At 54.9% G+C, this 23,815-nt stretch carries 22 protein-coding genes and 4 pseudogenes; 20 read left to right on the top strand and 6 right to left on the bottom strand.

Features of this window, described 5'->3' with window-relative positions; genetic code table 11:
* The 7 genes and pseudogenes from VWZ81_RS19265 to VWZ81_RS19235 form a co-directional block, all read left to right on the top strand.
* Window positions 1-636 (top strand): annotated as a pseudogene (locus VWZ81_RS19265) (IS5 family transposase); the annotation flags it as partial.
* A gap of 222 nt (window positions 637-858) precedes the next feature.
* Window positions 859-1,734: a glycosyltransferase family 2 protein gene (locus VWZ81_RS19260; RefSeq protein ID WP_416543077.1), complete on the top strand. Its 876-nt coding sequence runs from the start codon at window positions 859-861 to the stop codon at window positions 1,732-1,734.
* Between the two features lie 62 nt (window positions 1,735-1,796).
* Window positions 1,797-2,533 (top strand): annotated as a pseudogene (locus tag VWZ81_RS19255) (IS5 family transposase).
* A 191-nt stretch (window positions 2,534-2,724) separates the two neighbouring features.
* Window positions 2,725-4,077, top strand: a complete 1,353-nt coding sequence (gene rfbH / locus VWZ81_RS19250) for a lipopolysaccharide biosynthesis protein RfbH (RefSeq protein WP_416543076.1) — start codon at window positions 2,725-2,727, stop codon at window positions 4,075-4,077.
* Window positions 4,074-4,901, top strand: coding sequence for a glucose-1-phosphate cytidylyltransferase (gene rfbF, locus VWZ81_RS19245; RefSeq protein WP_416541327.1), 828 nt, complete (start codon window positions 4,074-4,076; stop codon window positions 4,899-4,901). The genes rfbH and rfbF overlap by 4 nt, the downstream gene beginning before the upstream one ends.
* Before the next feature lie 14 nt (window positions 4,902-4,915).
* The gene (gene rfbG / locus VWZ81_RS19240) at window positions 4,916-6,019 is read left to right on the top strand and encodes a CDP-glucose 4,6-dehydratase (RefSeq protein ID WP_416541326.1); all 1,104 of its coding nucleotides are present in this window, start codon (window positions 4,916-4,918) and stop codon (window positions 6,017-6,019) included.
* The gene (locus VWZ81_RS19235; RefSeq protein WP_416543075.1) at window positions 6,016-6,921 is read left to right on the top strand and encodes an NAD-dependent epimerase/dehydratase family protein; all 906 of its coding nucleotides are present in this window, start codon (window positions 6,016-6,018) and stop codon (window positions 6,919-6,921) included. The genes rfbG and VWZ81_RS19235 overlap by 4 nt, the downstream gene beginning before the upstream one ends.
* 150 nt (window positions 6,922-7,071) lie before the next feature.
* Here the strand turns inward: VWZ81_RS19235 and VWZ81_RS19230 are convergent.
* Window positions 7,072-7,420, bottom strand: a pseudogene (locus tag VWZ81_RS19230) (transposase); the annotation flags it as partial.
* A gap of 83 nt (window positions 7,421-7,503) precedes the next feature.
* Here VWZ81_RS19230 and VWZ81_RS19225 point away from each other — a divergent pair.
* The 3 genes and pseudogenes from VWZ81_RS19225 (at window position 7,504) to tnpC (ending at window position 9,736) form a co-directional block, all read left to right on the top strand.
* Window positions 7,504-7,890 carry a transposase gene (locus tag VWZ81_RS19225; RefSeq protein ID WP_416543074.1) on the top strand — a complete coding sequence of 129 codons (387 nt, stop codon included), beginning with the start codon at window positions 7,504-7,506 and terminating at the stop codon, window positions 7,888-7,890.
* Window positions 7,887-8,309, top strand: a complete 423-nt coding sequence (gene tnpB / locus VWZ81_RS19220; protein WP_416543073.1) for an IS66 family insertion sequence element accessory protein TnpB — start codon at window positions 7,887-7,889, stop codon at window positions 8,307-8,309. The genes VWZ81_RS19225 and tnpB overlap by 4 nt, the downstream gene beginning before the upstream one ends.
* A pseudogene (gene tnpC, locus VWZ81_RS19215) lies at window positions 8,296-9,736 on the top strand (IS66 family transposase). The gene tnpB and the pseudogene tnpC overlap by 14 nt, the downstream one beginning before the upstream one ends.
* A gap of 343 nt (window positions 9,737-10,079) precedes the next feature.
* Here tnpC and VWZ81_RS19210 read toward each other — a convergent pair.
* Window positions 10,080-10,964: a hypothetical protein gene (locus VWZ81_RS19210; protein WP_416543072.1), complete on the bottom strand. Its 885-nt coding sequence runs from the start codon at window positions 10,962-10,964 to the stop codon at window positions 10,080-10,082.
* 90 nt (window positions 10,965-11,054) lie between these two features.
* Complete coding sequence (locus VWZ81_RS19205) at window positions 11,055-11,684, bottom strand: hypothetical protein (RefSeq protein WP_416543071.1); 630 nt, start codon at window positions 11,682-11,684, stop codon at window positions 11,055-11,057.
* Between the two features lie 548 nt (window positions 11,685-12,232).
* Here VWZ81_RS19205 and VWZ81_RS19200 point away from each other — a divergent pair.
* Window positions 12,233-12,763 (top strand): hypothetical protein, encoded by a 531-nt coding sequence (locus VWZ81_RS19200; RefSeq protein ID WP_260112907.1) that lies wholly within the window; start codon window positions 12,233-12,235, stop codon window positions 12,761-12,763.
* A 458-nt stretch (window positions 12,764-13,221) separates the two neighbouring features.
* On the opposite strand, the gene VWZ81_RS19195 is transcribed toward VWZ81_RS19200, so the two are convergent.
* Window positions 13,222-13,626 (bottom strand): helix-turn-helix domain-containing protein, encoded by a 405-nt coding sequence (locus VWZ81_RS19195; protein WP_416534143.1) that lies wholly within the window; start codon window positions 13,624-13,626, stop codon window positions 13,222-13,224.
* 73 nt (window positions 13,627-13,699) lie between these two features.
* Here VWZ81_RS19195 and VWZ81_RS19190 point away from each other — a divergent pair, with 73 nt between their 5' ends.
* Complete coding sequence (locus VWZ81_RS19190; RefSeq protein WP_416543070.1) at window positions 13,700-15,127, top strand: MFS transporter; 1,428 nt, start codon at window positions 13,700-13,702, stop codon at window positions 15,125-15,127.
* 452 nt (window positions 15,128-15,579) lie between these two features.
* Here the strand turns inward: VWZ81_RS19190 and VWZ81_RS19185 are convergent, their stop codons facing one another.
* Together VWZ81_RS19185 and VWZ81_RS19180 are read right to left on the bottom strand one after the other, a co-directional pair.
* Complete coding sequence (locus VWZ81_RS19185) at window positions 15,580-16,371, bottom strand: Fic/DOC family protein (protein ID WP_416543069.1); 792 nt, start codon at window positions 16,369-16,371, stop codon at window positions 15,580-15,582.
* Between the two features lie 224 nt (window positions 16,372-16,595).
* Window positions 16,596-16,790, bottom strand: a complete 195-nt coding sequence (locus VWZ81_RS19180; protein ID WP_416543068.1) for a hypothetical protein — start codon at window positions 16,788-16,790, stop codon at window positions 16,596-16,598.
* A gap of 150 nt (window positions 16,791-16,940) precedes the next feature.
* Between VWZ81_RS19180 and VWZ81_RS19175 the strand changes: the two genes are divergently transcribed.
* The 8 genes from VWZ81_RS19175 (at window position 16,941) to VWZ81_RS19140 (ending at window position 23,727) form a co-directional block, all read left to right on the top strand.
* Window positions 16,941-17,714 carry a recombinase family protein gene (locus VWZ81_RS19175; protein ID WP_008556127.1) on the top strand — a complete coding sequence of 258 codons (774 nt, stop codon included), beginning with the start codon at window positions 16,941-16,943 and terminating at the stop codon, window positions 17,712-17,714.
* A gap of 624 nt (window positions 17,715-18,338) precedes the next feature.
* Complete coding sequence (locus VWZ81_RS19170; protein WP_140012387.1) at window positions 18,339-18,632, top strand: type II toxin-antitoxin system HigB family toxin; 294 nt, start codon at window positions 18,339-18,341, stop codon at window positions 18,630-18,632.
* 2 nt (window positions 18,633-18,634) lie between these two features.
* Window positions 18,635-19,864, top strand: a complete 1,230-nt coding sequence (locus VWZ81_RS19165) for a hypothetical protein (protein ID WP_416543067.1) — start codon at window positions 18,635-18,637, stop codon at window positions 19,862-19,864.
* A gap of 175 nt (window positions 19,865-20,039) precedes the next feature.
* Window positions 20,040-20,225 (top strand): hypothetical protein, encoded by a 186-nt coding sequence (locus VWZ81_RS19160; protein WP_416543066.1) that lies wholly within the window; start codon window positions 20,040-20,042, stop codon window positions 20,223-20,225.
* Window positions 20,218-20,406 (top strand): hypothetical protein, encoded by a 189-nt coding sequence (locus VWZ81_RS19155; protein WP_078523518.1) that lies wholly within the window; start codon window positions 20,218-20,220, stop codon window positions 20,404-20,406. The genes VWZ81_RS19160 and VWZ81_RS19155 overlap by 8 nt, the downstream gene beginning before the upstream one ends.
* A gap of 740 nt (window positions 20,407-21,146) precedes the next feature.
* Complete coding sequence (locus tag VWZ81_RS19150) at window positions 21,147-21,428, top strand: hypothetical protein (protein ID WP_303571267.1); 282 nt, start codon at window positions 21,147-21,149, stop codon at window positions 21,426-21,428.
* A gap of 596 nt (window positions 21,429-22,024) precedes the next feature.
* Window positions 22,025-22,621, top strand: coding sequence for a hypothetical protein (locus tag VWZ81_RS19145; protein WP_416543065.1), 597 nt, complete (start codon window positions 22,025-22,027; stop codon window positions 22,619-22,621).
* Window positions 22,618-23,727 (top strand): SEC-C domain-containing protein, encoded by a 1,110-nt coding sequence (locus VWZ81_RS19140; RefSeq protein WP_416543064.1) that lies wholly within the window; start codon window positions 22,618-22,620, stop codon window positions 23,725-23,727. The genes VWZ81_RS19145 and VWZ81_RS19140 overlap by 4 nt, the downstream gene beginning before the upstream one ends.
* The last annotated feature ends 88 nt before the right edge of the window (window positions 23,728-23,815 follow it).

Here is a 23,815-nt window from a genome sequence, read left to right as displayed (position 1 = left end):
CACAACCTTAAACCTCGCTCCGGCGGGGATCTTCGCGTTCAGGCACAGGCACTGGATGCAATGATGATGGTCGGCCTGGCTGCCGAGCACGGCGAGGAAAAGACCGTGATGATCCCCTCTCATTGATTGCTGCGTAATCAACTGCCGGGCAGTGGACGCGACCTATTTGAAGGTGCATCGCACTGCGACCAGCATGGCCGCGAAAAAGGGAGGCGCGGTAGTCTGATCGGTCGCACCAAGGGCGGCATGAATACCAAACTGCATGCCATTTGCGACAGCTAGGGGCGCCCGCTCAGCCTGTTCGTCACCGCTGGGCAGGTCAGCGACTACATCGGTGCGCGGGCGTTACTGAGTAGCCTGCCCAAGGTCGACTGGCTGCTCGGGGACCGCGGCTATGACGCCGACTGGTTCCGAGAAGCGTTGCAAGACAAAGGGATACGCGCGTGCATCCCTGGCCGAAAGCAACGAAAGATACCGGTTCGATACAACAAGCGCCGATACAAACGACGCAACCGCATCGAGATCATGTTCGGCAGGCTCTAGCACTGGAGGCGCGTCGCAAAACGCTATGACCGCTGTCCCAAGGTATTCCGCTCGGCCATCGCTCTGGCTGCGACCGTCATCTATCGGTTATGAATCCTGACCCTAAACTACGCCAGATCCTGTCCAAACATTGGGGAGTAGCTCAATGTGTCCTGAGCCTAGACGATTTTTTTACGATTTCCTCCTAAGAAGAAGACCTAGATGTAGCCACACGATTTACCCTCAGATCCGCAAGGCCCAGCAGCGCCTTTCAGGCTTGCCGAGCTACCTATACTAAAAATCTATCAAGTTTCAAAATGAGTGGAGGAGACTCCTGTGAAGATCTGTATCGTTATCCCGACATATAGGCGCAATGTTCAACTCGTGCGTTTATTGTCTCAGCTTGCGGAGTTGCGCGAGACATACATGGGACAAGTAGAGTACAGCGTTATCGTTACGGACTCCGACCCGAATAACCCTGCTAGTGACATCATCCAACAGCTTTGCGACCGTTACATCCTGAACAAGGGAACAGGGTTCGACGACAACCTGTTCTACTTCTACAAGGATTATGCGGGGGCTTTTGATTTTGTGTTTAGCTGCAGCGACGACGACTTATTTAACTGCGGGCCGGTCAATGCGCTGGATCTTCTCGAAATCGCGGCGCGGCAAGACAAGGCAGCTGTCCATTTTAATCACTTCGAATATAGTACCGACTGCCCAGATAGTATGGATATGTCATACACGCTTAGCCCGGCGGCCTATCACCTACCCGCCTTAAGCAATGACCCGGAAAAACTTCGGGCAAGGTTCCTGTGGGGGCCGCCCAGACATGTCGGACTCCTCTACAAATCCAGCCACATCGCTGGTCTGCTGAACACAATGACTGCGTTCAGGGGAACATTGCACCTTTATGCTGTGCCCTTCATGTGCGCTCTGGAAAGCGAGGATGCCTCCTTTTTTGACTACCCTCTCAACTATTTTTCGGCTGCAGTAGAAAAAGACGGTGCATGGGAGAACACAGCAAACGTCTTTCACGGCTTATTGCAGTACCTTATCGCATCCAAACAGCTTTTAAATCCGGAGAGCTTCGAGATAGCGCAAAGAGGCTTTGTGAGAACCTATCTCGGAAAATCTGCCTGGTTGAGGAAAATGATTTCTGCCCCCTTGCCGACCGAGGCAGAGGTGCTGGCCAGCATTGAGCAAGCTTAGGGTCAGGCCCCATAGATTTCCGCTTGGCTGGATGATTCACGGTTCGAAAACGAGCGGTGAACATGTCTGATCTTTTCTGGCTGAGGGACGTGCAGGTGGCGCGCCGTGAGCCTTATTTTCCGAAGTCCCACGGCGAACCACGCGTTGATGACGGGCGGGTGCTGGGTGGTATTATCTTAATTAATATCAGTGCCTTACGATGGCGCGATGCGCCTATGGCATATGGCCTGCAGAAGACCCTCTACAACCGTTGGAAGCGGTGGAGCGACAAGGGCATTTGCGCTCGGATGATGGTCGACCTGGCCGCCGAGGATGGCGAACAGAAGACCGTGATGATCCCCTCTCATTGATTGCTGCGTAATCAACTGCCGGGCAGTGGACGCGACGTATCTGAAGGCCCACCGGACAGCGACCAGCATGGGCGTCAAAAAGGGGGGCGTCGACGTCTGATTGGTCGGCCCTGTTCGTCACTGCCGGTCAGGTCAGAGACTACATTGGCGCACGGGCATCGCTGAGCAGCCTGCCTGATGTCGACCGACTGCTTGGGGACCGCGGATATGACGCTGATTGGTTCAGAGATGTGTTGAAAGACTAAGGGATACGCGCATGTATCCCAGGCCGAAAACAGCGCAAAAAGCCCGTCAAGTACGACAAGCGGCGCTACAAACGCCGCAACCGGATCGAGATCATGTTCGGCAGGCTCAAGGGCTGGCGACGTATCGCAACCCGCTATCACCGTTGCCCCAAGGTCTTCCTCTCAGCAATCGCTTTGGCTGCAACTGTCACTTACTGGCTATGAGTCCTGACCCTAGTTAAAATTCACGAATATAGTGTACAATCAGCCTACATTTGGCCTTTCGCGAAAGGGTGTATTAACCAAATTTGGATTACGAATGTTTGAACATAAATGTAGCGGGCTGAAGCCCGTATATTGCAACTAAAACGGCAAGTCTCTCAACCGTTGCAGCTTCAACCAGAAGGTCAGTGAGTGTGAACGTTAGATCCCGCGAACAAATCGTCGCAGATGCCAAGGCCTATTTTGAGGCCCAGCCGCTGCCTGAATTCCAGCCCGGTGAGACTTACATTCCACCGTCAGGGAAAGTACTGGACGGAGAAGATTGTGCCAGCCTGATAGACGCCGGCTTGGACATGTGGCTGACAGCGGGACGTTACGCTGACAGTTTCGAAGATCGTCTGGCAGCCAAATTTGGTACGAAGATTTCTAAACTCACGGTGTCCGGCTCGGCAGCGAACCTGCTGGCATTCTCGACGCTGACATCCTGGAAGCTTGGATCAAAGCGGATCGAGCCAGGATCGGAAGTTATCACTGTTGCAGCCGGCTTTCCGACAACTGTGACTCCGATCATCCAGAACGGCTGCATTCCCGTTTTCGTGGATGTCGATCTTGAGACGCACAATGTGAATGTCGATCTAGTGGAAGCGGCAATTACCTCTAATACACGCGCAATCATGATCGCGCACAGCCTTGGCAACCCATTCGATGTGATCCGGATCTCAGAGCTTTGCAAAGCGCATGACCTGTACCTGATCGAAGATTGCTGCGACGCCTTTGGCGCCAGCATTCTGATGCCCGACGGCTCCGAAAAGGGGGTCGGCACCTTTGGGGACCTAGCGACACTCAGCTTTTATCCCGCACATCACATCACTATGGGTGAAGGCGGAGCCATATTGATGAACAGCATCCGCCTGGCCCGCATTTGCGAAAGCTTCCGCGACTGGGGGCGGGACTGCTATTGTGCGCCCGGGAAGGATAACACCTGTGGCAAACGGTTCGATTGGCAACTCGGAGACCTGCCGGACGGTTACGACCACAAGTATATTTACAGTCACATTGGATACAATTTGAAGGTTTCCGACATGCAGGCGGCAGTCGGGCTAAGCCAGCTTGGGAAATTGGACGATTTCGTTGAAATAAGGCGAAAGAACTTTATTGGTCTAACCGAGCGGATGAAAAGAGCTGGCCTGGATGAATATTACCACCTGCCTCAGTCGACCCCTGGCACAAATCCATCGTGGTTCGGATTCCTGCTGACGATAAGGGATGGGGTGCCGCTGCTACGGCGCGATGTAACCGCCGCACTAGAGGACCAGAAGGTCGGGACACGGATGCTTTTTGCCGGCAATCTGATCCGCCAGCCTGCTTTCGCACGGGCCAACTACCGCGTGAGCGGGCCGTTGGACGTGACGGATAAGGTCATGGCAGACGCGTTCTGGATCGGTGTCTGGCCGGGCCTGTCCGGTGACCATTTAGACTACATGGTGGATACACTCGCAAAGGTCACACAAAACCAACTTCATGCTGCAAAGGTTGCCGTAGAATGAAAGCCGTCATCCTCGCCGGCGGGTTGGGCACCCGTCTCTCAGAAGAAACCAGCCTGAAACCAAAGCCTATGGTCGAAATCGGCGGCCGTCCGATCCTGTGGCATATCATGAAAATTTACACATCCTTTGGTATCACGGATTTTGTGATCTGCCTCGGCTACAAAGGATACGTCATCAAGGAGTTTTTTGCCAATTACGCTCTACAGACCTCCGATGTTACTATTGATATGTCATCCGGCTCTGTCGAAGTACACCGCACAGCGGTAGAGCCTTGGCGCATCAGCCTGATTGACACCGGCGAGCACACAATGACCGGCGGCCGCCTGAAGAGAATTTCCCATTTGATCGATGGCACATTTTGTATGACCTATGGCGACGGGGTCGGGGATATCAACATCAAGGAATTGATTTCCTTCCATCGCTCTCACGGCCTGAAGTCGACAGTTACAGCGGTTGCTCCTCCGGGCAGGTTCGGGCTGCTTGACTTGGACGACATTCGGGTCGCCGGTTTTGTCGAGAAACCGAAAGGGGAAGGCGGACGGATCAATGGTGGATTTTTCGTGCTCGAACCGGAAGCTTTGGATGTGATCGATGGAGACGCTGACATGTGGGAGGATAATCCTATGCGGCGGCTTGTTTCGCAGGGGCAGATGGCGGCATTTCATCATGACGGATTCTGGCAACCCATGGACACCCTAAGAGATAAGAATAACCTAGAACAACTTTGGAACGAAGGCCGGGCCACCTGGAAGACTTGGGATCCGCACCCTGTGAAGCCGGCGACCAATAGTACGTTGATCCGCCCATCGCTCAGCTTGCATTGAAGGAGCCTGCTGTTATGAGCTGGGAGACACAAAGTGCGTTCTGGAAAGGGCGTAGAGTTTTTCTGACCGGGCACACAGGGTTTAAGGGAAGTTGGCTTGCCCATTGGCTTCTTATGCTCGGTGCGGAAGTCCGAGGGTTTTCTTTAGCGCCCGAGATTGGCCAGATCCCCGACGGGTTTAAGCCATTGTTTGAAGAGCTGGACCTAGGCGCCAGGCTTGATCATCTCATCGGAGATGTTCGGGACGAAGAAACCCTCAAGAGATTCCTGCGGGCCTTCAATCCTGAGGTTGTTTTTCACCTTGCTGCGCAACCCCTGGTTCGCGCTTCCTACCAAAACCCGGTTGAAACCTACGCCACGAATGTCATGGGAACGGCGCATCTATTGAATGCTTGCCGTTCTGTAGATGATCTGCGGAGCATTGTGGTTGTTAGCAGCGACAAATGTTATGAAAACCGCGAACAGCTTTGGGCCTACCGCGAAATTGATCCGATGGGTGGACATGATCCATATTCGAGCAGCAAAGGCTGCGCGGAGCTGGTTACTAGCGCGTTTCGAGCTTCCTATTTTCCTACAGAGCGCGCGGACGAGCATGGCGTGTCCATCAGCAGCGCCCGGGCGGGGAATGTGATCGGCGGCGGCGATTGGAGTGAAGACCGGTTGATCCCGGACGCCATGCGGTCAATGCTGGCTGCATCCCCTCTGGAGATCAGGAATCCACGGGCTGTACGCCCTTGGCAGCATGTCCTCGAGCCCCTTCAAGGGTACTTGAAACTGGCGTGCAAAGGCGCAGAGGATCCCGCTCTCTTTTCAAAGGGGTGGAATTTCGGTCCCGTGGATGGGGAGGCCATTCCCGTCGGCGACTTGGCAGACCAACTTGCAGCCAAAATGCATGGGAAGTTTTCCTGGAAAGCAGTTGCAGAGAACGGGCCGCATGAAGCCCAGCTCCTAGCACTGGATAGCACTGCCGCCCGTGTGCTGCTGGGTTGGAAACCGGCACTGTCCTTGCAAGGTATGATGGACTTCACAGCAAGCTGGTACAGTTGCCGCAGCCCGGAACAGCGGGCAGAAATGGTATCTGGGCAGATAACCGAGTATATCAGAAAACTGAAGCTATGAATGCGCTTGAAGGAAAGAGGGTTTTGCTGACAGGGGCAACAGGTTTCCTGGGCGGAAAACTTCTTGAGCGTTTGTGCCGAATAAATGCCGTAACTGGCTGTTTGATGCGAAATAACCGGAACATAGCGCTTTGCGTAGGAGCCGAGCGACTGGAAACAACTGGCTGTGCGGCTGACATTATTGAAACAATCTGTCAATTCCGCCCGGACGTAATGATCCATTGCGCTGGCTTGGTTCAAACAACACACGGTCCGAACGACATAGATACGATGCTGCAAAGCAATGTTCAACTGGCTGCAGCATTGTTTGAGGCTGGAAGGCAGCTTGGAGAGCTTCGCATCGTTAACCTTGGAACTTACTTAGAGCACAGCAGCGACGGAAAGATCGCACCAACCAGTCTTTATGCCGCGAGCAAGCGTGCTGTGACTGAACTGCTGAATTATTACACTCATGCGGTGCCTACCCGTGCAATCTCAATCAAACCGTCCGTAATTTACGGAGCCGGAGATCCGCGTCCCAGATTGCTGCCATCGTTGGCTAAGGCTATTGCCAATGGACAGACGCTTTGCCTTTCAGAAGGGCTGCAGAAACTGGACCTGATTCACATTGATGATGTTGTGGAGGCCTTGATTCAGGCATCGGTTCACCTACTATCGTCTAAATCAAAAACCGGTCATCAAGAGTACTTTGCTGTCTCCGGCAACAGATTGAGTATTCGTGAGCTTGCCCAGAAGCTTGAGCAGATTGCCGGACGGGAAGCCGATTTGCGCTGGGGCGCGCGTTCTTACAGACCTGAAGAGGTAATGGAGCCATTTTCTGGCGGTCCCCCTTTACCGGGATGGTCTCCGGTAGTCCCCTTGGAGCTAGGATTAGCTGACCTAGTTTTTCAGCAAGGCAATTAAGAGGAGTTGCTTAGGGGCATCGGTTCACTGAGAACTGGACGCTTAGGCTCAGGACTCTGAGCTACTCCCCAATGTTTGGACAGGATCTGGCGTAGTTTAAGCTACTTTCTGCTCCTGCTGATTGGTTTGGGGTTCATTTTTTCTCAGCCAATAGACCATGGCGGGAGGCTTGCCGCCAAGGGTGGAACGGGGGCGTTTGCGGTTGTAGAACTCGATCCGCTTTCCGACACCTGCCTTGGTTTCCGATCCGGTCTCCCAGGCGCGCAGGTAGACACACTCGTATTTCTGGCTCCGCCAGAGCCGTTCGAATAGATTTTGTCGAGGAAGCGCCCCGGCCATCCATCGAGATGCGCACGCCGGATCGCCGCAGTCGGCCGGTCCAGGCAAACGGCATGAACTGGCTGCCTTGGCCGGTGTTCATGATCCCGGGCGGGCCGAAGCGGTGGATCGCCTCGTTCAGCGCCTCGACGCAGAAGTCTGCTTTCAGCGTGTTGGACAGTAAGCGGTGCGCCGCCCCCACACTTACGGCATAGCGCCTGATCTGCGATTCAGAGGCTTCTTTGATTTGTGGGGAGTTTCTCGATGGGAGCTACAAGCGAGTTTCTGGCAAGGGTGCCGCGCCGTACCGACGGCAAACGAGATTGGCCTGCCGATTTGAAGGCGCGGATCGTGGCGGAGACGTTGATTGAGGGCGAGACGGTCAAGGCTGTAGCGAAGCGATACGAGTTGATCCCAAGCACAGTGTCGGATTGGCGGCGAATGGCGCGACAGGGCAAGCTGGTTCTGCCAAATTTGGAGGGCATGGACTTTGTGCCGGTTGAGATCGAGACGGCTGTACCTGTAGCTCAGCCTCTGCCCGCCACATCCTCCAACCCGATTGATGTGATCAAGGACGATGTCATCGTTCGTCTTGATGCCGCAACTCCGGCGATACGGATCGCCGAGATCGTAAAGGCGATAGCCACGTGATCACGCCATCCCACAAGGTCCGGATTTTTGTGGCCAGCGAACCGGTAGACTTCCGCAAGGGGCATGACGGGCTGGCTGCATTGGTGCAGAGCCAGTTGCGCCAGAAGCCGTTTGATGGGTCGGTTTATGTCTTCCGCGCCAAGCGGGCAGATCGCCTGAAGTTAATCTACTGGGACGGCAGCGGGCTGGTTATGGCGTATAAGCGGCTTGAGGATAACAGCTTCAAATGGCCTGCGATCAGGAACGGTGTGATGCGTCTGGAACCGGCCCAGTTTGAGGCGCTGTTCGCAGGTCTGGACTGGCGGCGGGTGCAGCCCTTGGAGGTGGCAGCCCCTGCTGCGGCAGAGGGACTCATAGGGGCGTTTGCATGGGTCATTCTGGCCTTGTTTTGTTATGGCATCGGGCATGACCGCGCCTGATGAATTGCCCGATGATATCGCCGAACTGAAGGCAATCATCCGTGCGCAACAGGATCAGAATGCACGGCTTGAGGCCTTGGTTGCCTCGTTCAAACAGGCGCTCTTCGGGACCACATCCGAGAAGATTGACCCGGCCCAATACGAGCTGGAGCTCGAAGATATCGAGACCGCCATCGCGCAGGTGGAAGCTGAGATCGACGCTGACGAACGTACTGCCCCAGTGCGTCCCCCAAAGCCGCGTCAGGCCAATCGCGGGTCACTGCCCAAGCATCTGGAGCGGGTGATTGTCACGCGTCGCCCCAAATATGCCTGCCGGTCTTGTGAAGGCGGGATCGCCCAAGGCGAGCCATTGTCCGCCATTGGTCCGAGGACAATGGGCGAGCGCACCCGCCCACATCATTGCAGGCGGCATGCCAACTGAGGCCACGCTGGCGCATGTGATTGTATCAAAATACGCGGATCACTTGCCGCTTTATCGGCAGGCCCAAATCTACAGCCGTCAGGGGATCGATTTGGATCGCTCGACCCTGGCCGCATGGGTGGGCAAATCGGCGTTCGAGTTGACCCCGGTCTATGAGGCGCTGATGGCCGATCTGAAAGGCTCCACCAAACTCTTCATGGATGAAACGCCCGCGCCGGTTCTCGCGCCGGGGCGCAAACGCACCAAAACCGGGTACTTCTGGGCCCTGGCCCGCGATGACAGGCCTTGGGGCGGCGATGACCCACCGGGCGTTGCCTTCACCTATGCGCCGGGACGATCCGGCCAGCATGCAGACAATATCTTGAAAGGCTTCAGCGGCACCCTGCAGGTGGACGGCTATGCTGGCTACAACCGTCGGCTCAAACGACCGGCGCAAGATGTGACACTGGCATATTGCTGGGCCCACGCCCGTCGCAAACTGCATGATGTCACCCAATCCGGCGCGGCTCCGATTGCGCAGGAAGGCTTGGCTCAGATCCAGGCGCTTTATCGCATCGAAAAAGATCTGCGCGGCATGTCTGCCGACCAACGGCGCGCTGCACGGCAAGGCCACTCAAAACCTCTAATCGACACCTTCGAGCTTTGGCTCGCTCAAAGCCGGGCGCGCATCTCGGCCAAATCGCGGACTGGGGAAACCCTGAAATACATCGCCAAATGCTGTGATGGCCTCTGCCGGTTCCTCAACGATGGTCGCATCGAACTCGACAACAATCCCGTCGAACGCACCATCCGTCCCATCGTACTGAACCGCAAAAATGCACTCTTCGCAGGACACGATGCCGGAGCACAAAACTGGGCCGTCATCGCGTCACTGATCGAGACCTGCAAACTCAACAGGATCGAGCCTCACGGCTATTTATCCGACGTCCTGATAGCCATCGCAGACGGGCACAAACAGACCGATATCAACCAGCTGCTGCCCTGGAAATACGTCAAACCGGTGTGAACGGCGCACCGCTTACGCTAATCCCGTTCTAGGAACTGACCCTTCCGATGGTGCGCTAGTTCGAAGTTCGGTGGACCACATGGCGGTTAGAAACTTAACATTAGGGCCCTTATTGGGTTTTTGCTGCGCTGCTGTGGTGGCCGCGGAGCGCAGATAGTGACCTTTGCAAAGTCTTGGGATCTGCCAGCCGGGCGGCGATCCCATGCTGCATGAGCGATGGCAGGAACAGACCTTCGCCGCACGTACAGCCGCTAACCATCATCGAACGAACGGGATGCGGGACTTTGCTGACTTTCGCTCCAGCTGCGCCAATGGCTGGTCTGGATAAACTTCAGATCAACGGTCAATCAAACTCCCGGCCCGCTAGTGCATTCTCCAAACGCTTTTGTACGTCTGCCTCGGGTTCGTCAGAGATTGCTTTTTTGATGTGCTCATTTGCTTCTTCGGGCCAATTGTCTTGGCCCCATTCCGAGAGCGCGCGAACTGCCATGTTCCTGTTCCGGATCACCGGGCTTCGCAGGCCTGCCTTTACGAAGCCCCAGCCTCTTCCCGGAAAGTTTCCTAAGTCCTGTAGGATAAAGTCGAGGGCGATGTGAGCGGCATATTCAATGCCAAGCCCGAGGTCGTTTCCGGGACCAGTTGCGATTTCATCAAGAGGGATTTTTCGGGCTGCCAACGCCAAGACTTCGTCAATGCGGCTCGCATCGGATGTGCGCATCAGGTCCCACCAATAGTCTTCGCCCGCCTTAGTTCTGTCCAAGAAATATTGCCAAGGGTCGATGCCAAGCTTTTCACACGATCTACTGGCATCCCAGAAGCTCTGCCTATCTCCATTTTGCAAAGCATCAAGAAGCACATCTTTCCATTCGCTTTTCGATAGGAGGGCTTCGATTTTCTCCGCGATAGCTTCTGAATCCTCATCGGTCCAATCTTGTTTCAGTACACGCTCGCCTGACAAATGTTCGGCAACACGCTCTTTGAGCTTCCATAGAAACCAGAAATGCGAAGCTGACGAGAACTTGCTGTCGCCTTTGCTCAAAAGCATTTGGACAGCGGCGCATCCATTTTCGTAATCAGGCAAACCTTCGGCGGGGCCGCCTTCTCCCGAAACCAATGTGTCGATCAATTCGACTGCCGAATTGAATAACTCGGGGTCATCTTCCTCGCGCTTCAACTCAAGGTGAAGATCGCCCGCTCGCGCGCAGGTGCAGGCCAAATACTCGTACATAACGCTGTTTTTGAAGCCCTCTCGAAGCAGCCAGTCTTTGATTTCTGCACTGCTGGTGCCTGCAAGGCGTTCAACAGTGCTAATACGTCCTCAGCCTTCGGCTGCGATGGCCAGTTTCCAAAGGGCGTCTTCACCGTAAACGTCGCTATTCGAGAGCGCTACGGCTGAGAAAAGGGTGAACTCATCGTGCCTGCCCAGTGTTAGGAAAACGTCTGAATTATCACTGCCCTGCAATAGACCAAGCAAAGCCATTGAAAATTTCACTGGCTCTCGGTCTGGGGCCTTTGTTGTAAACCAATAGACGATCTCGCGTAGTCGATCTGCGTCCAAGATTTGCTCTTCAATGATGCGCTCAATCAAAGGGTCGATAACACCAAGTGCTGAACTGTCGAGTATAAGTTTGTACAGAGTCTGGATATTGTGTTCAGACGCGTTTTGGCAGGCAGATACCAGCGCCGAATGAAGACTTCGGACGATTTCATCATCTGACTTAGTAGAACCATGGTGACCGAAGACCCCGTCCATCGCGCCGGGGGCGAACGAGATCGAGTTGGGATCAGTTTCAGACTCATCGGGAAGACTATAGCCTTCCTCAGAAAGGCCTTGAGTCTGCCCCGGTTCAATGTGTGCGGCTATATGATCAAAGATAGACTTCTTATCGCCCCAAGGTGGCTTTTGGAAGTTGGGTGGCCAGACCGATTTCTTGAAGATTTTGAACATAGAAATGCATCCATCTCACCGCCGCCAATTTTATAGTGTATTGCATCGTTGTCATGGGTAATCAACCAGTCGAGCTAGTTGGTTCAAATCCTAGCAAGCGGACGTTGGTGCAGGGTGCAGCATCCGTCAATTTGGGCTCACTACCGACTTGCGGCAATGCGGCGGCAGGGTTGCAGCGAAGCTTCACCAAGATGCTTCTCCCAGACAACGCAAGGCAGCCCAAACAAGACATTCGAGCCAGGCGCAGTGGGCACTCTGCTGCGAGGGCAAAAGATCCCGAGCAATTTCCCGGAAGCGGACATTCCACGCTGACCGATCTGCCATGGCAATGCTGCACCTCGCTCAAACGTCAGCGAAGCGCAGGAAGCGCCCTTTGCAAACTCAGCCGTTTGACGCAACTGGCCGAGGGTTTCTGCTGCGGCGCAGCCCGCCGTTCCGGCCGTTCGCTGCGGCTGCGAGGTTTTGGAACCGGTGAGCTCACACAATGCGGGACAAAGTGTGAATTCGCTGCGGTTGCGCGAATGGCAGCTTTGTAGGAACATGTTCGAATGAAGCGATTTATGAAATCAGCATTTGTTATCGTGGCCGTTTGCTTGGCGATTGCTGGAAATTTGTCAGCGCAGGATCTCAGTAGTTCTTTCGACACGTGCTTGCCGCCAACCTCAGATGGCAACGTTAACGCGGATGACTGCCCTCTGACATATCGCCCACCGCCACCAATTGGACAGAGTATTGATGTGAATGAGTGCCGTTTTCTGCCCGAACGGTCAGAAGCACTCGGCAAAGTCTTTTTGATAATGCAGTGTTCCATTTCGAACCGCTCTGAGGAGCGTGTCGCCTCCTTCAATTATGGTGTTCGTTACTTGGCGGCAGGCAATTCGACAGTTCTCAAGGAGGTTGGCTTCGAAGGCGAACAACGCTTTGGTACGGCACTTTTGGTGCCAATTTTACTACCACAAGAAACGCAGTCGCTCAGACTAGTCGCCTCCGACTTGCCAACTGATGTTGTCACTGCCGATTTGGACATTTCAGTGGAAGTCATAAGCGTACGTACGCCGGACGGTCGCATCCTAAGATAACTACAGGAAGCCGTCATTCGTGCGGTCTGCAGCATTCGGTAAAGTGGGCTCACTACCGACTTGCGGCAATGCGGCGGCAGGGTTGCAGCGAAACTTCACCAGGACGCTTCTACCAGACGACGCCAGGCAGCCCAGAGCAGACGGTCGTGCCAGGCCCGGCGCTGGTATCGCCGCAGGTGCAAAGGTCTTGGGCCAATTTCCCGGAAGCGGACCCTCGGCAGGGCCGAACTGCTTCACGGGATGCTGCGGGTTGCACCGGAGGCAGCGGAGCACAGGAAGCGCCCTTTGCAAACTCAGCCGTTTGACGCAACTGGCCGAGGGTTTCTGCTGCGGCGCAGCCCGTCGTTCCGGTCGTTCGCTGCAGCTGCGAGCTCTTGGAACCGGTGAACTCACTCAGTGCGGGACAAAGTGAGCTTTCGCTGCACGCGCTCCAATGGCCGCTTTGCAACAGCTGTTCGTCAGGCATTCGCAACTCGGGTAGAGACCTTCAACAGCTTTCGGAAACGGGAACACTCAAAATGGTCTACGACGGGACAGTTCGCGACATGACGCAGCATTTTGGCGAGATTGACCAATCGCTCGGCCTGCTCTTCTAGATCGCCTGCTTTGTCGACCAGCGCGTTGCGCGGAATCACTCGTGTCCCGGGTCGGCCCAATACCGACCCTATCTCGTCAAGTGTGAACCCTGCTGACTTGGCGAGACAGATCAGCGCCAGTTCCTCTAGGACTGCCGGCTCGTATTGGCGCCGTAGCCCGTTGCGGGCTACAGCCCCGATCAGCTTCTTTTTTTCGTAGTACCGCAGGCCGGACGCACTGACGCCGGACCGATCCGACACCTCGGCAATGTCCAGAAGTCTTTCCATTCAGACACCTATTGACTTAAACTTGACTTCAAGTTGTAGAGTGCCTGCTCCGCTTTTCAATGGAGTTGCTCGGATGAATGAAGTTTCCATTTCCGATAATAGAAACAAGCCGTTGGTGGTCCTGTCTGGTCCAGGTCTTTCAATTGTTGTGGCATCGCTCGGCACGAGCATGGTTGCCGTGACACTGCCGGAACTGTCGGAATACTTTCAAGGTCAGGACCTTAGCCCGACACTGGTGGTATCGGTCTACATCCTGGCAACCACCGCGCTCATCATCCCGGTGGGGCGGGCAGGCGATCTCTTCGGCAAGCGCACCGTGCTTTTCTGCAGCCTGTGCCTCTACATCCTAGGCGCATTCCTTGCCTTTGAAGCCCCAACATTGCCCATGCTGATAGCCGGCCGCTTCATTCAGGGCACAGGCGCTGCCGGAATGATGGCTATGCCCTTGGCAATGGTCCGCGATCTTGTGCCATCGGGACAGGTCGGAAGATGGATGGGAGCGATAGGAACGATGTCTGCCATCGGTACCGCCGCAGGCCCCGCAGTCGGTGGGGCTATCGTAGCCGCATTCGGCTGGCGCGCCGTTTACCTGATGCAGATACCGTTGGCCTTGGCCGCGCTGGCCCTCTGCCTGCTCTTTATTCAGAACCAGAAACCTGAGACCCGGCGCCAAGGCATCGACTTTCCCGGTGCAGGCGCCCTTGTCCTTTTCCTTATGGCCGTGACCTTTCTAGTATCTCATATGGCCAATGGCCTTGATGGCGCCACCGTACTGCTGGCAGCTATTGCATGTGGCGCTATCGTCGCGTTTTTCCTGATCGAGAAGCGGACCACCTCTCCAATCATCCCACTCGATCTTCTGCGCTCGGGGCACTTGCAGGTCAGCCTCGCCATGAATGGCATCGTCTCCCTCGTCATGATGGGTATACTGGTGGTGGGACCGTTCTTCCTGACCGGAGGGCTAGGGCTGACGACGGCCCAGATGGGTCTGACCATGTCAGTGGGCCCGATCTCATCGGCGCTCAGCGGCATTCCGGCCGGGCGACTGACAGAACGGATCGGAGCAGGTCGCGCGGTGCTTGTCGGCGCGTCGGCGATGGTCGTAGCAACGGCAATGATGGCTGGCCTCCCCTACGTATTCGGGCTTGGCGGATTCATCCTCGCCTTCATGCTGCTTGCTCCAGGCTACCAGGTTTTCCTGGCCGCACTGAATACGTCGGTGATGGAACGGGCTTCGGAGCAGAACCGGGGCGTCACCTCGGGTGTCCTCAGCCTGAGCCGCAACTTTGGTTTCATCCTGGGCGCGGGTGCTGTCAGTGCCATCTTCTGGTCCTTTGTGCGGGCCGACATCGGTACCGTTGAAGGTGGCCAACAGACGGCCCTTGCCATGGCCGGAACATTTGCGTTCTGCTGCGCCCTGACCCTTGGGGTGGCGGTTCTGGCAAGCCGCTTGCACCGAGACCGAAACAACATTCCTCAATATGAAAACGGACATTCGTAGAGGTCGCAGCATCGGTCACAACGGGCTCTTCCGCCTCTTTCGCCGCGTAGGCCACGGAGGGCTGGACCGGGCTAAGCCGACCTTCGGGTGTCTGGGAAACGAGCGTTTTCCAGACCGTAGGCCACGGCCACAGGCGGGACCGCATCCGCTGAAGAATACTGTCTCAAAATCGCGTCCACCTATCTACGTTCAGAATCTCGACAGTCGGGTGAGAAGACAGACACCTGAAAGCACGGCGAAACTTCTATTCGCAGTTAATGTGAGCCGGAGCGGATGATTGCAAGCTGGTCGCAAATAAAGTGGGTTCATTCGCAAATAATCCGGGTTTGGTCCCTTCGATAGATGCAAATAATTTGGGTCGAAAATCAGGATGATTGCAGGTCGAGCCGATTATGTTTGCAAGCCGCTACAGCTACCCTACACCACCTGCTTCCAAATGCCTTGGCTTGCACTTAGCGAGACCGCCCACCGCCGCCCCAGTCCCGGTTATGCTCTGGCAGAAACTTGGCTTTGGTTTGGCCGTCCATCATCACTTCATAGGTCTTGGCTATCTTGGTGAGCTGATCCAAGCCAGCTTGCTTTTCTTGAGGGTTCCGGAGGTTGGACACCGCGGCTTGGACGGTTTCCAGGTATTCCCGAACTGCGGCCTGAGCTTTGTCGCCGGTCTGTGTCTGATCCGGATCTATGGCATAGGTGATAGCGGCCTTGAGCAAATCATTGGTTCCCGAATGAGAGACGTGGGAGGCCGTAATCCAAACATCACGCTGTATCTTCTCCGTGTTCAGCTCATGCCCCGCTTGCTCGCAGAGTTGCTGCAGGAACTCCATCTGTGTGCGGCCATTGCCTTCGCGAAAGGGGTGCACGTAATTTAGGTTGGCAATGACGCCTGCGGCATAATCCCCGAACTGATCAGCATTCATATCCAGGCCGAGCTTTCCCGCTTGTATGCTGCGCTCGACCTCAGTCATCCCCTGCTCAATGAACTGGTAGTTGTGAAACCACCTGCCACCTTTCCCTATCTCGACGGTTCTGTAATCTCCGGCCCAATCGTAAAGGTCTTGGAACAGGTGACGGTGAATCGCTTTGACATGGGCCGCGTCGAACTGACCGCCTGGCGAGCCTTCAAGAATGCGGGACTGGACAAGGCCGCGCTCGGTCTCGTCCAATAAAGTTGCATCCCGAATGTCGAACTTGTTTTTGAGGACCGAGTAATCAGGAGGATAACAATACTTGTGGTCCGCCACAGTCTATCCCACGCCCGCCGCGCGGCGAGCGGCGCGAACCGCCTTACTTATCACTACGCGGCGCATCACCTTGGCTTGCGTTTTTTCGGGCCAGCCCTTGCGCTGCATCCGCCTGTAAAGGCTGATTTCCTCATCCGATGCAGGAGAGCTTTCAATCTCCTGGAGCGCAAAAGCGTGTCGAAGCCGCTTCGAGCTGATGCCGTCGTATCGTGAGCTAAGTGCCATTATGCAATCTCTGCCTTCTTAGCCAGGTTGGAGATCCGTTCCGAAACACTTTGAACGGTCTGCGTCGTCTTCAGTTCCTTGCCGTTCATCATCACTATAACAGCCTTGCCGTTCGAGCCTGCAAAAAAATGGCTGATGTTCGCCGCGTTGACCCGGACCAGGTGGTCGGTTGTTTCAACTTCAATAAAGCTCACTATCCGGTTCTCCATAAAACGATCATTTTGGACACTAGGCTACAGGCTGAGCTGAAGACCAGAAAATTTGATGCCTCAGCACCCAAAAACCCTTCCAAAAACCATGATGCCCAACTAGTATTTTTGTACCCGTTTTTTGGAGGATTTGCAATGCAGGACTGCGCCACTGGCGGCAAGATCGTCGGCTATGCCCGAGTGTCGAAGACTGACCAGTCCTTAACCCAGCAAATCGCTCAGCTTCGGGCGCTTGGATGTGATGAGATCTACACAGATCAGCTGAGCGGTAAGAGTGCCCGTCGGGAGGGACTGCAATCAGCCCTCGATACGCTGACTGCGGGGGACCAGCTGGTAGTTCCTGCCTTTGACCGCCTCGGCCGAAATCAGCGCGATCTATTAAACATCGCGCAAGAGTTGGATGAAAAAGGTGTCGCTCTGCGTTCCTTGCGCGAGGACATTGACACTCGAACCCCTCTTGGCCGCATGTTCTATTCGGTTTGCGCGATGTTCGCGCAATTCGAGCGCGACCTGATTTCAGACCGGACGAAAGCGGGGCTGGCAGCTGCCAAGGCTGCGGGCCGTCGCGGCGGCCGACCGAAAGCGATGGACGCCGATATGCGGAATGCCATCGAACAGAAGCTAGTCGGCACATGCCTGAGCATTGCCAAGATCGCGAAGGAGCATGGGGTGAGTTCCAGCACGATCTACAATACCTTCCCTGGGGGGCGGGCAGCTTTGATAGCGAAGCGCTTCAAGGTCGTGTCTGATTTCTCAGTAGGGTTAGACCGTTTTCAGGTGGTCGAGGATAGGACGTCTGGAGGTTTCTACTGGCGCATGATTGGCGACACCCCGAACCAGGTGCGCGCACCCTATGGGCCGTTCCCTACCGCTGATGAGGCTGCGACTGCGTTGCGGCAGTTGCTCTAGGTGCAACGTGTATGTCAGGCCAACTTTGAGGGAATAAGCGTTGTGCAAGACGCACGCGTTGCAACTCTTCGCGTTGGGCGGCGGCAGCCGGGACCTTCCGGACATTCGCTGCAGGCGCAGCAAGAGCGACCTGGGGCGGTTGCACTGCGCAGGAAGCCGCCGCTGCAAAGTTGCGAACCGTCTTCGCCCTTCGGGGCCTGGTCGGCCCAAACCTGCCGTCCGCCCTATTATCATAATGCCGCAGTGCGGCGCATCAGAACTACCATTCACCAATACACTGGCTGGGAGATTGTTCAGGTAGTGCGGTGAGGAACTCTAGTTTGGAAACTGCGGTCCCTTCGTCCTACCCGGGCAGGTGAGTAACTCCGTCGTGATCCGGGGTGAGGATCAATAATCAAAGAAAACGATCCAGCCAAATTTTCACAAGTAATGGTGCTCAGCCTTGCCCTTAGGTTGTATTCTGCGCATTTTAGGCATCGGCTTATTTTGGACATCGGCTTCAAGAGTGGACCAAGAAACTCCCTTCGCTGCCGTACTTGCCGCAAAGGCACGAATCTGATATATGATCCCCAATAGGGAGCGATGTACATATTGACTGCACGGGAACGTTGGACTAGATAAACGATGAGAATCATTGCTCGACCGAAGTTGATTGCCTTTTCCAAACGCTTCCCAGACTCGAAGTCGCAGCTGGATGTATGGTGGGCAGAAGCGCATCGCGCGAACTGGAAAACACCAGCCGAGGTCAAAGCGCAGTATCGCAACGCAAGCATTTTGAAGGGCGGACGAGTGGTCTTCAATATTTGTGGGAACAAATATCGACTGATTGTCAGGTTCGACTACGAGAAGGGTATTGGCTTTGTTCGATTCCTCGGAACTCACGAGGAATATGATCAAATCGACGCGGAGGAAGTATGACTATGAACGAGCATCATATTCGGCCAATTCATTCCGAGCAGGATTACACCGCCGCACTTGCCCGTGTTGAAGCGCTGATGGACCTTGACCGTTCCGAAGCAGAAGATGATGAGCTTGATGTGCTAGCGACGCTGATCGAGGTCTACGAAGATCGTCACTTTCCAATGGACGCACCAGATCCAATCGAAGCAATCAAGTTTCGCATGCACCAGCTCAACATGAATCAGAGCGACCTAGCCCCAATCTTTGGAAGTCGCGCAAAGGCGTCGGAAGTTCTGAGTGGAAAACGAAGCCTGACTCTCAAGATGATCCGGGCTTTGAATGAACATTTGGGCATTCCGGCCGATGTGCTGATACGAGATGGTGGCGCTCTGCCGACCGCTCCGGCGGGGATCGATTTCGAGCGTTTTCCTGTGACGCAAATGGCCAAACTAGGCTGGATCAAGAAAACAGCAGACCTCAAGGATCGCACCGAAGAAATTGTGCAGAAGATGGTCGCGTGCGTTGGAGGGCAGCAAGCGCTTCCACAGGCCTTGTTTCGCCAAGGTGGAGGTTCACGAGCTAACGCCAAAACAGATGTTCATGCTTTACAAGCTTGGTGCCTGCACATTCTGTGCAAAGCGCGGCAAGCGGGGCTGGAAGGTGTCTATGAACAAGGAACTATCGACCTCGATTTTCTCCGTGACTTGGCCCGCTTAAGTGAATTTGACGAGGGACCAAAGCTTGCCAAGGAAAGACTGGCCAAGCATGGCATCGCGCTTGTTGTCGCCTCCCACCTGCCAAAGACCTATTTGGACGGCGCAGCACTTTGGACAGTGGATAGTGTTCCAGTTGTGGGCATGACGATCCGATATGATCGTCTGGATAATTTTTGGTTCTGCTTACTTCATGAACTGGCCCACTTGGGGCGACACTTCAACAATGGAGACGGGGAGGTCTTCATTGACGATCTGCAACTTCGTGAGCGGAACCATGAACGAGATGATATCCGCGAACAGGAGGCTGACGAGTGGGCGCAAGAAGCACTCATCCCCTCGGAGCTGTGGGACGGCCATCCAGTGCGTTCTAGCCCCAGTGTGCAGAACGTTATTTCCCTTTCGCGGCAAGCAAAGGTTCATCCTGCCATCATCGCAGGCCGCATACGCCACGAGAAGCAGAACTACAGGCTACTTTCGCAGTTCGTTGGCGCGAAACAGGTTCGTCCATTGCTGATGGAGGATTCAATCTGCTGAGTTTAGCGGGGGCGCCCGGCAAGGCGTCCCCGCTTTCACAACACGTCGAAAGGATACAGGCGCACCCTCTTCGTCGTGGCTCCGGAGACCGAAGCGCTCTTGTGGTGGTAAGCAAGGGATAGACGGTTCGGGACTCTAGGGCAAATGTTTTAACAAGCGCCAAGGAGTATGCCGGATGGCTACTATCAAAACTCTGACGCCTAAGCAGGTGTCGATCATCAAGGCTCGCCTTGCGAAGGGCGATTTTCAGCATCGGATCGCTGCCGACTTTGATCTCAATCAGGGGCGCATCAGCGAAATCGCGACCGGAAAGCGCTTTGCAAATGTCCCTCCTGCAGCACAGGAGGCGTCTCATGTCTGACAAGCTTCTCAAGCCAGGTCAAAAAGCGCCGCGTTCTGGACAGTATGAAATCACCGGCCCGCGTGGGGGTGGAACCGGAGTTGAACGCACGGTCACACGCAATGAACCTCTTCCGCCGCCAGAGCAGAAGGGTCAGAAGTATCGTCTGGTGGACCCAACAAAACACCGGCGCAAAAACTAATGTGCTCAATCCAGTACGCGGCTCGGATGAACCGAGCCGCGTTTCCCGCTTTGAGATAGCGCGGGAGAAACCTCCTCAATATCTTTAGAAACAGTCTTGTCGAAGTTCGGCTGAGCGGACCTGTCGCAAAACCTTCTTTAGTCGGCCTTTGAAACTTAATCCCCAAAGGCCATCATAAAATGTCCGCTCCTGCCGAGGCCTACTGTCCGAGTTGCGCATGCAGCGAATGACCGCTCCCGCCCGACCTGCATGTGCTGGCCCACCAGGCTGGTCGCCAGGCCTGGGGCCGCTTTGGGGCTTGAATGACGTGCTGCGCCAGCGAAGGGTCGCTGCCAGGGCAATGACGGCTGAGGGCTCCGAGCTGACCTGCGGCGGTGCGGCAGGCGGTCTGCAGCAAGATCGCCAAGCCGTCCAGGTATCCGAAGACAGCAGGCAGCCCGAAGCGGACTTCAGATCGGCATAACCTGCTAGGCCGTTGCTGTGAATTATCTAGGCGTCGATGAACCCCGTGACGTCAAAACAAAGTCTTAGGATGCAAGGCTCTGTACTCGTCTTGAATGCTCGCCCTAGGGGGAAGATCCCGAGATTTTAGCTTGTGACCGGGCTCTATTCGGTTATCGAAAGAGGCGGTAGCATATCTTGGCTGCTTGGCCTGCTAAGCTGTGCCGTTTACGCTTTATTTATACGCATTACCTTAGGTTGATGTCGTGCGTTATACTTATGCACCCTCAGAGTAGCGCATGAAAGCAGCGGTGTGGTTGAAACACATGATTATCAGACTTGCAATAATCGTGGCCGCAACACTGCCCTCTGCGCTGGTATGGCAGGTTGATGAACTCCGACCGAACATACTGGCGTGGGGGGCCGCACTACTACTGGGATTTGGTATGGTTGTAGCTGGGATCGTTTGGGACGAAACCCCGATTGCGGAGGACGTGGTCTGGTATCGAGCTGCCGGCCTCTCCATCGCTATGAGTATGTTGTTGATTACTGCGATCGGTGTTCTCAAATTTATCGCCTAGCAATGCGGCCACATCTTTTAGTCTCTTTTTTCTGCATTCCAAGCAGTCTGGGGTAGAATGCGCCTCCGTCGGATCTGGTCATTTGATCTGATCGGTAGGCGGTTACGATGCTAGACCAGCGCAGTCGCAGCATGAGAGCCTTTCCGTAGTGAAGGCTCGAAGCGACCCGCGGCGATACGGCAGCAGGGGAGGCAGCAAATCCGCACCAGGTCGAACCGGCCCGATGTCGCCAGCCAGCCCTAAGCGGTCATAGACAAGTGGTGCCGTGCCGAAGATGCTGCGGGTGCGAAATTCCATGGTCATTTTTCCCGAAAGCGGACTCTCGGCAGGACCAAGCAGCTTCTCGGGATGCTGCGGGTTGCACCGGGGGCAGCTCAGCGCAGATAGCACCACCTGCGAACAGTCTGGCATTACTGGACAATGGCATCCTCCATCGGGCGCGGTGATACAAAATGCGGCCATTCGGGAAACCTGAAACGAGATCGACAGGCCGTTGTAAGCTCTATCTTTCGAATATTTTTTTGCTGATGGTGCCACTGTGATCGAGTACCGTACAGGTAGAAGATACTTAATTCATAACAAGGATTGCATTAGTGATGCTATCAACGGCAGAAGACCTAGCTACATTCATGGCGGACATGCAAAAGGAAACTGATCGTGGCTTGCCGCTCGTAGCGGCAGCTCTGATTGATGATCTGTTATTAAGGACACTCTCAAGTTTTTTTGTCGAAAATGGATCATCCGACAAACTTCTGAAAGGAGCCTCTGCACCTGTCGGGACATTGTCTGCTCGTGTCAATCTTTGCCATGCGCTTGGGTTGATTGACGACTACGAAAAGTCCGAGATTGAACTAATCAGGAAAATCCGCAACCGGTTTGCGCATGCGCGTCACGGACTCACGTTTGCTGACAAATCAATGCAAGGCCTTTGTGCGAGCTTCACTAGCCCACTTCCGGAAGGAATAGATTATCCGGTTCACACCTCTCGCTTTCGTTTAGTGAATGCAACGGTATGCATTGTGCTCCGGCTCTACCACAGAGCCGATTGGGTGGAATTAGAACGCCGCGAAGCCAAAGTTTGGGTTGAGCCAGATTTTACCCGTTGGCGGTCAACCGAAAGCGAGCCTCCCGAGCAGGGCCAAGTTGTGCTGGGCGTAGCTCCGAAGAAATCTGGTAAGAAAGACAGCCGATGAAGGGCAGAAATCGAAATAGCTCCTGTTGGTGCGGCTCCGGTAAAAAGTACAAGAAGTGCCACCTAGACCGTGACGCCCAACCTAAAGAAAACCCGTGGGCCGCAGTCGACCAAAACCGAAAGGCCTTCACACAGAAGAAATGCTGTGCGGATGGTGTAGGTCTCGGTCCTTGCGAAGGTGGTGTGATCAAAGCCCATACCGTTTCGCGTGGGCCAAACTTGGCGAGAATAGCTGAAAACGGTCATGTGCTTCACTACACTGCAAGCATTCCGGAAATGAACAAAAACGGTGGCAAACTCTCGATCAAAAAAATTGGCATCAAGGACGCGTCGGTTTTCCACGGCTTCTGCAGAAAACACGACCGAGAGCTTTTCTCTTGTATTGAGAATGAGCCTTTCACTGGTCGACCAGACCAATGTCTTGCTGTCGCTTACCGCACGATGAGCCGAGAGCTATACGGGAAAGATGCTGGGGCTCATTTGCGAGAAACTTTGCGCGGGGCCGACAAAGGTTTGCAGCTTTTTGAGCAATTCATGTTTCAGAAGGTGCTCGACGTCATGAACCTTGGGAATGAGGCTGCGCGGCGTGAGTTGAAGGCTACACATGACACGCTGAGGGCTGCGTTGGTCAGTGACCAGCCTGATGTCATCAGCTCACTTATCTTGGAGTTCGCGGCCCCTCTGCCTTTCATGTTTGCAGGCGCTTGGTCACCTTTTTCTGACTTCTACGGCAGTGAGCTTCAGGTGGGATATGCTGACGAGCTACTTGAGCAGGTTATGGTCTCTTCATTCGCCGGAGACACACACGCGATGATCTGTATTTCTTGGCGGGATATAGATGGCGCGCCTGGAAAGGTCATAGCGGATCAGATCAGAGCATTACCTGCCGATCAACAAGCTTCGGCTTGCCTGCAGCTCGCGGCGAAGCACATGGAAAATGTCTTCTACAATCCAAACTGGTTTGAGGGTCTTGACGATAGCCCAAAAAAGCAATTGCAGCTACTTGCCGCCAGCGGAATGGATTTTGCGGCTAGCGTGCCTTCCGAACCTATCCGATTGGATGTAGATTTTCAGCTGGCTACCGCGTCCAAGTCGTTTCAAATTTGAACATGTGGAGACATAGGGGAGCATCGGTGTCATCCTGTGTCTGCTTTCTGGAAGCTTCAATCTGCGACGGATTGCCACGCAAGCAGGT

It is taken from the genome of Phaeobacter sp. JH20_34 (assembly GCF_048056095.1).
In the GTDB taxonomy this organism is placed as follows: Bacteria; Pseudomonadota; Alphaproteobacteria; order Rhodobacterales; family Rhodobacteraceae; genus Phaeobacter; species Phaeobacter bryozoorum.
This window is presented reverse-complemented; position numbering and strand designations above follow the sequence as displayed.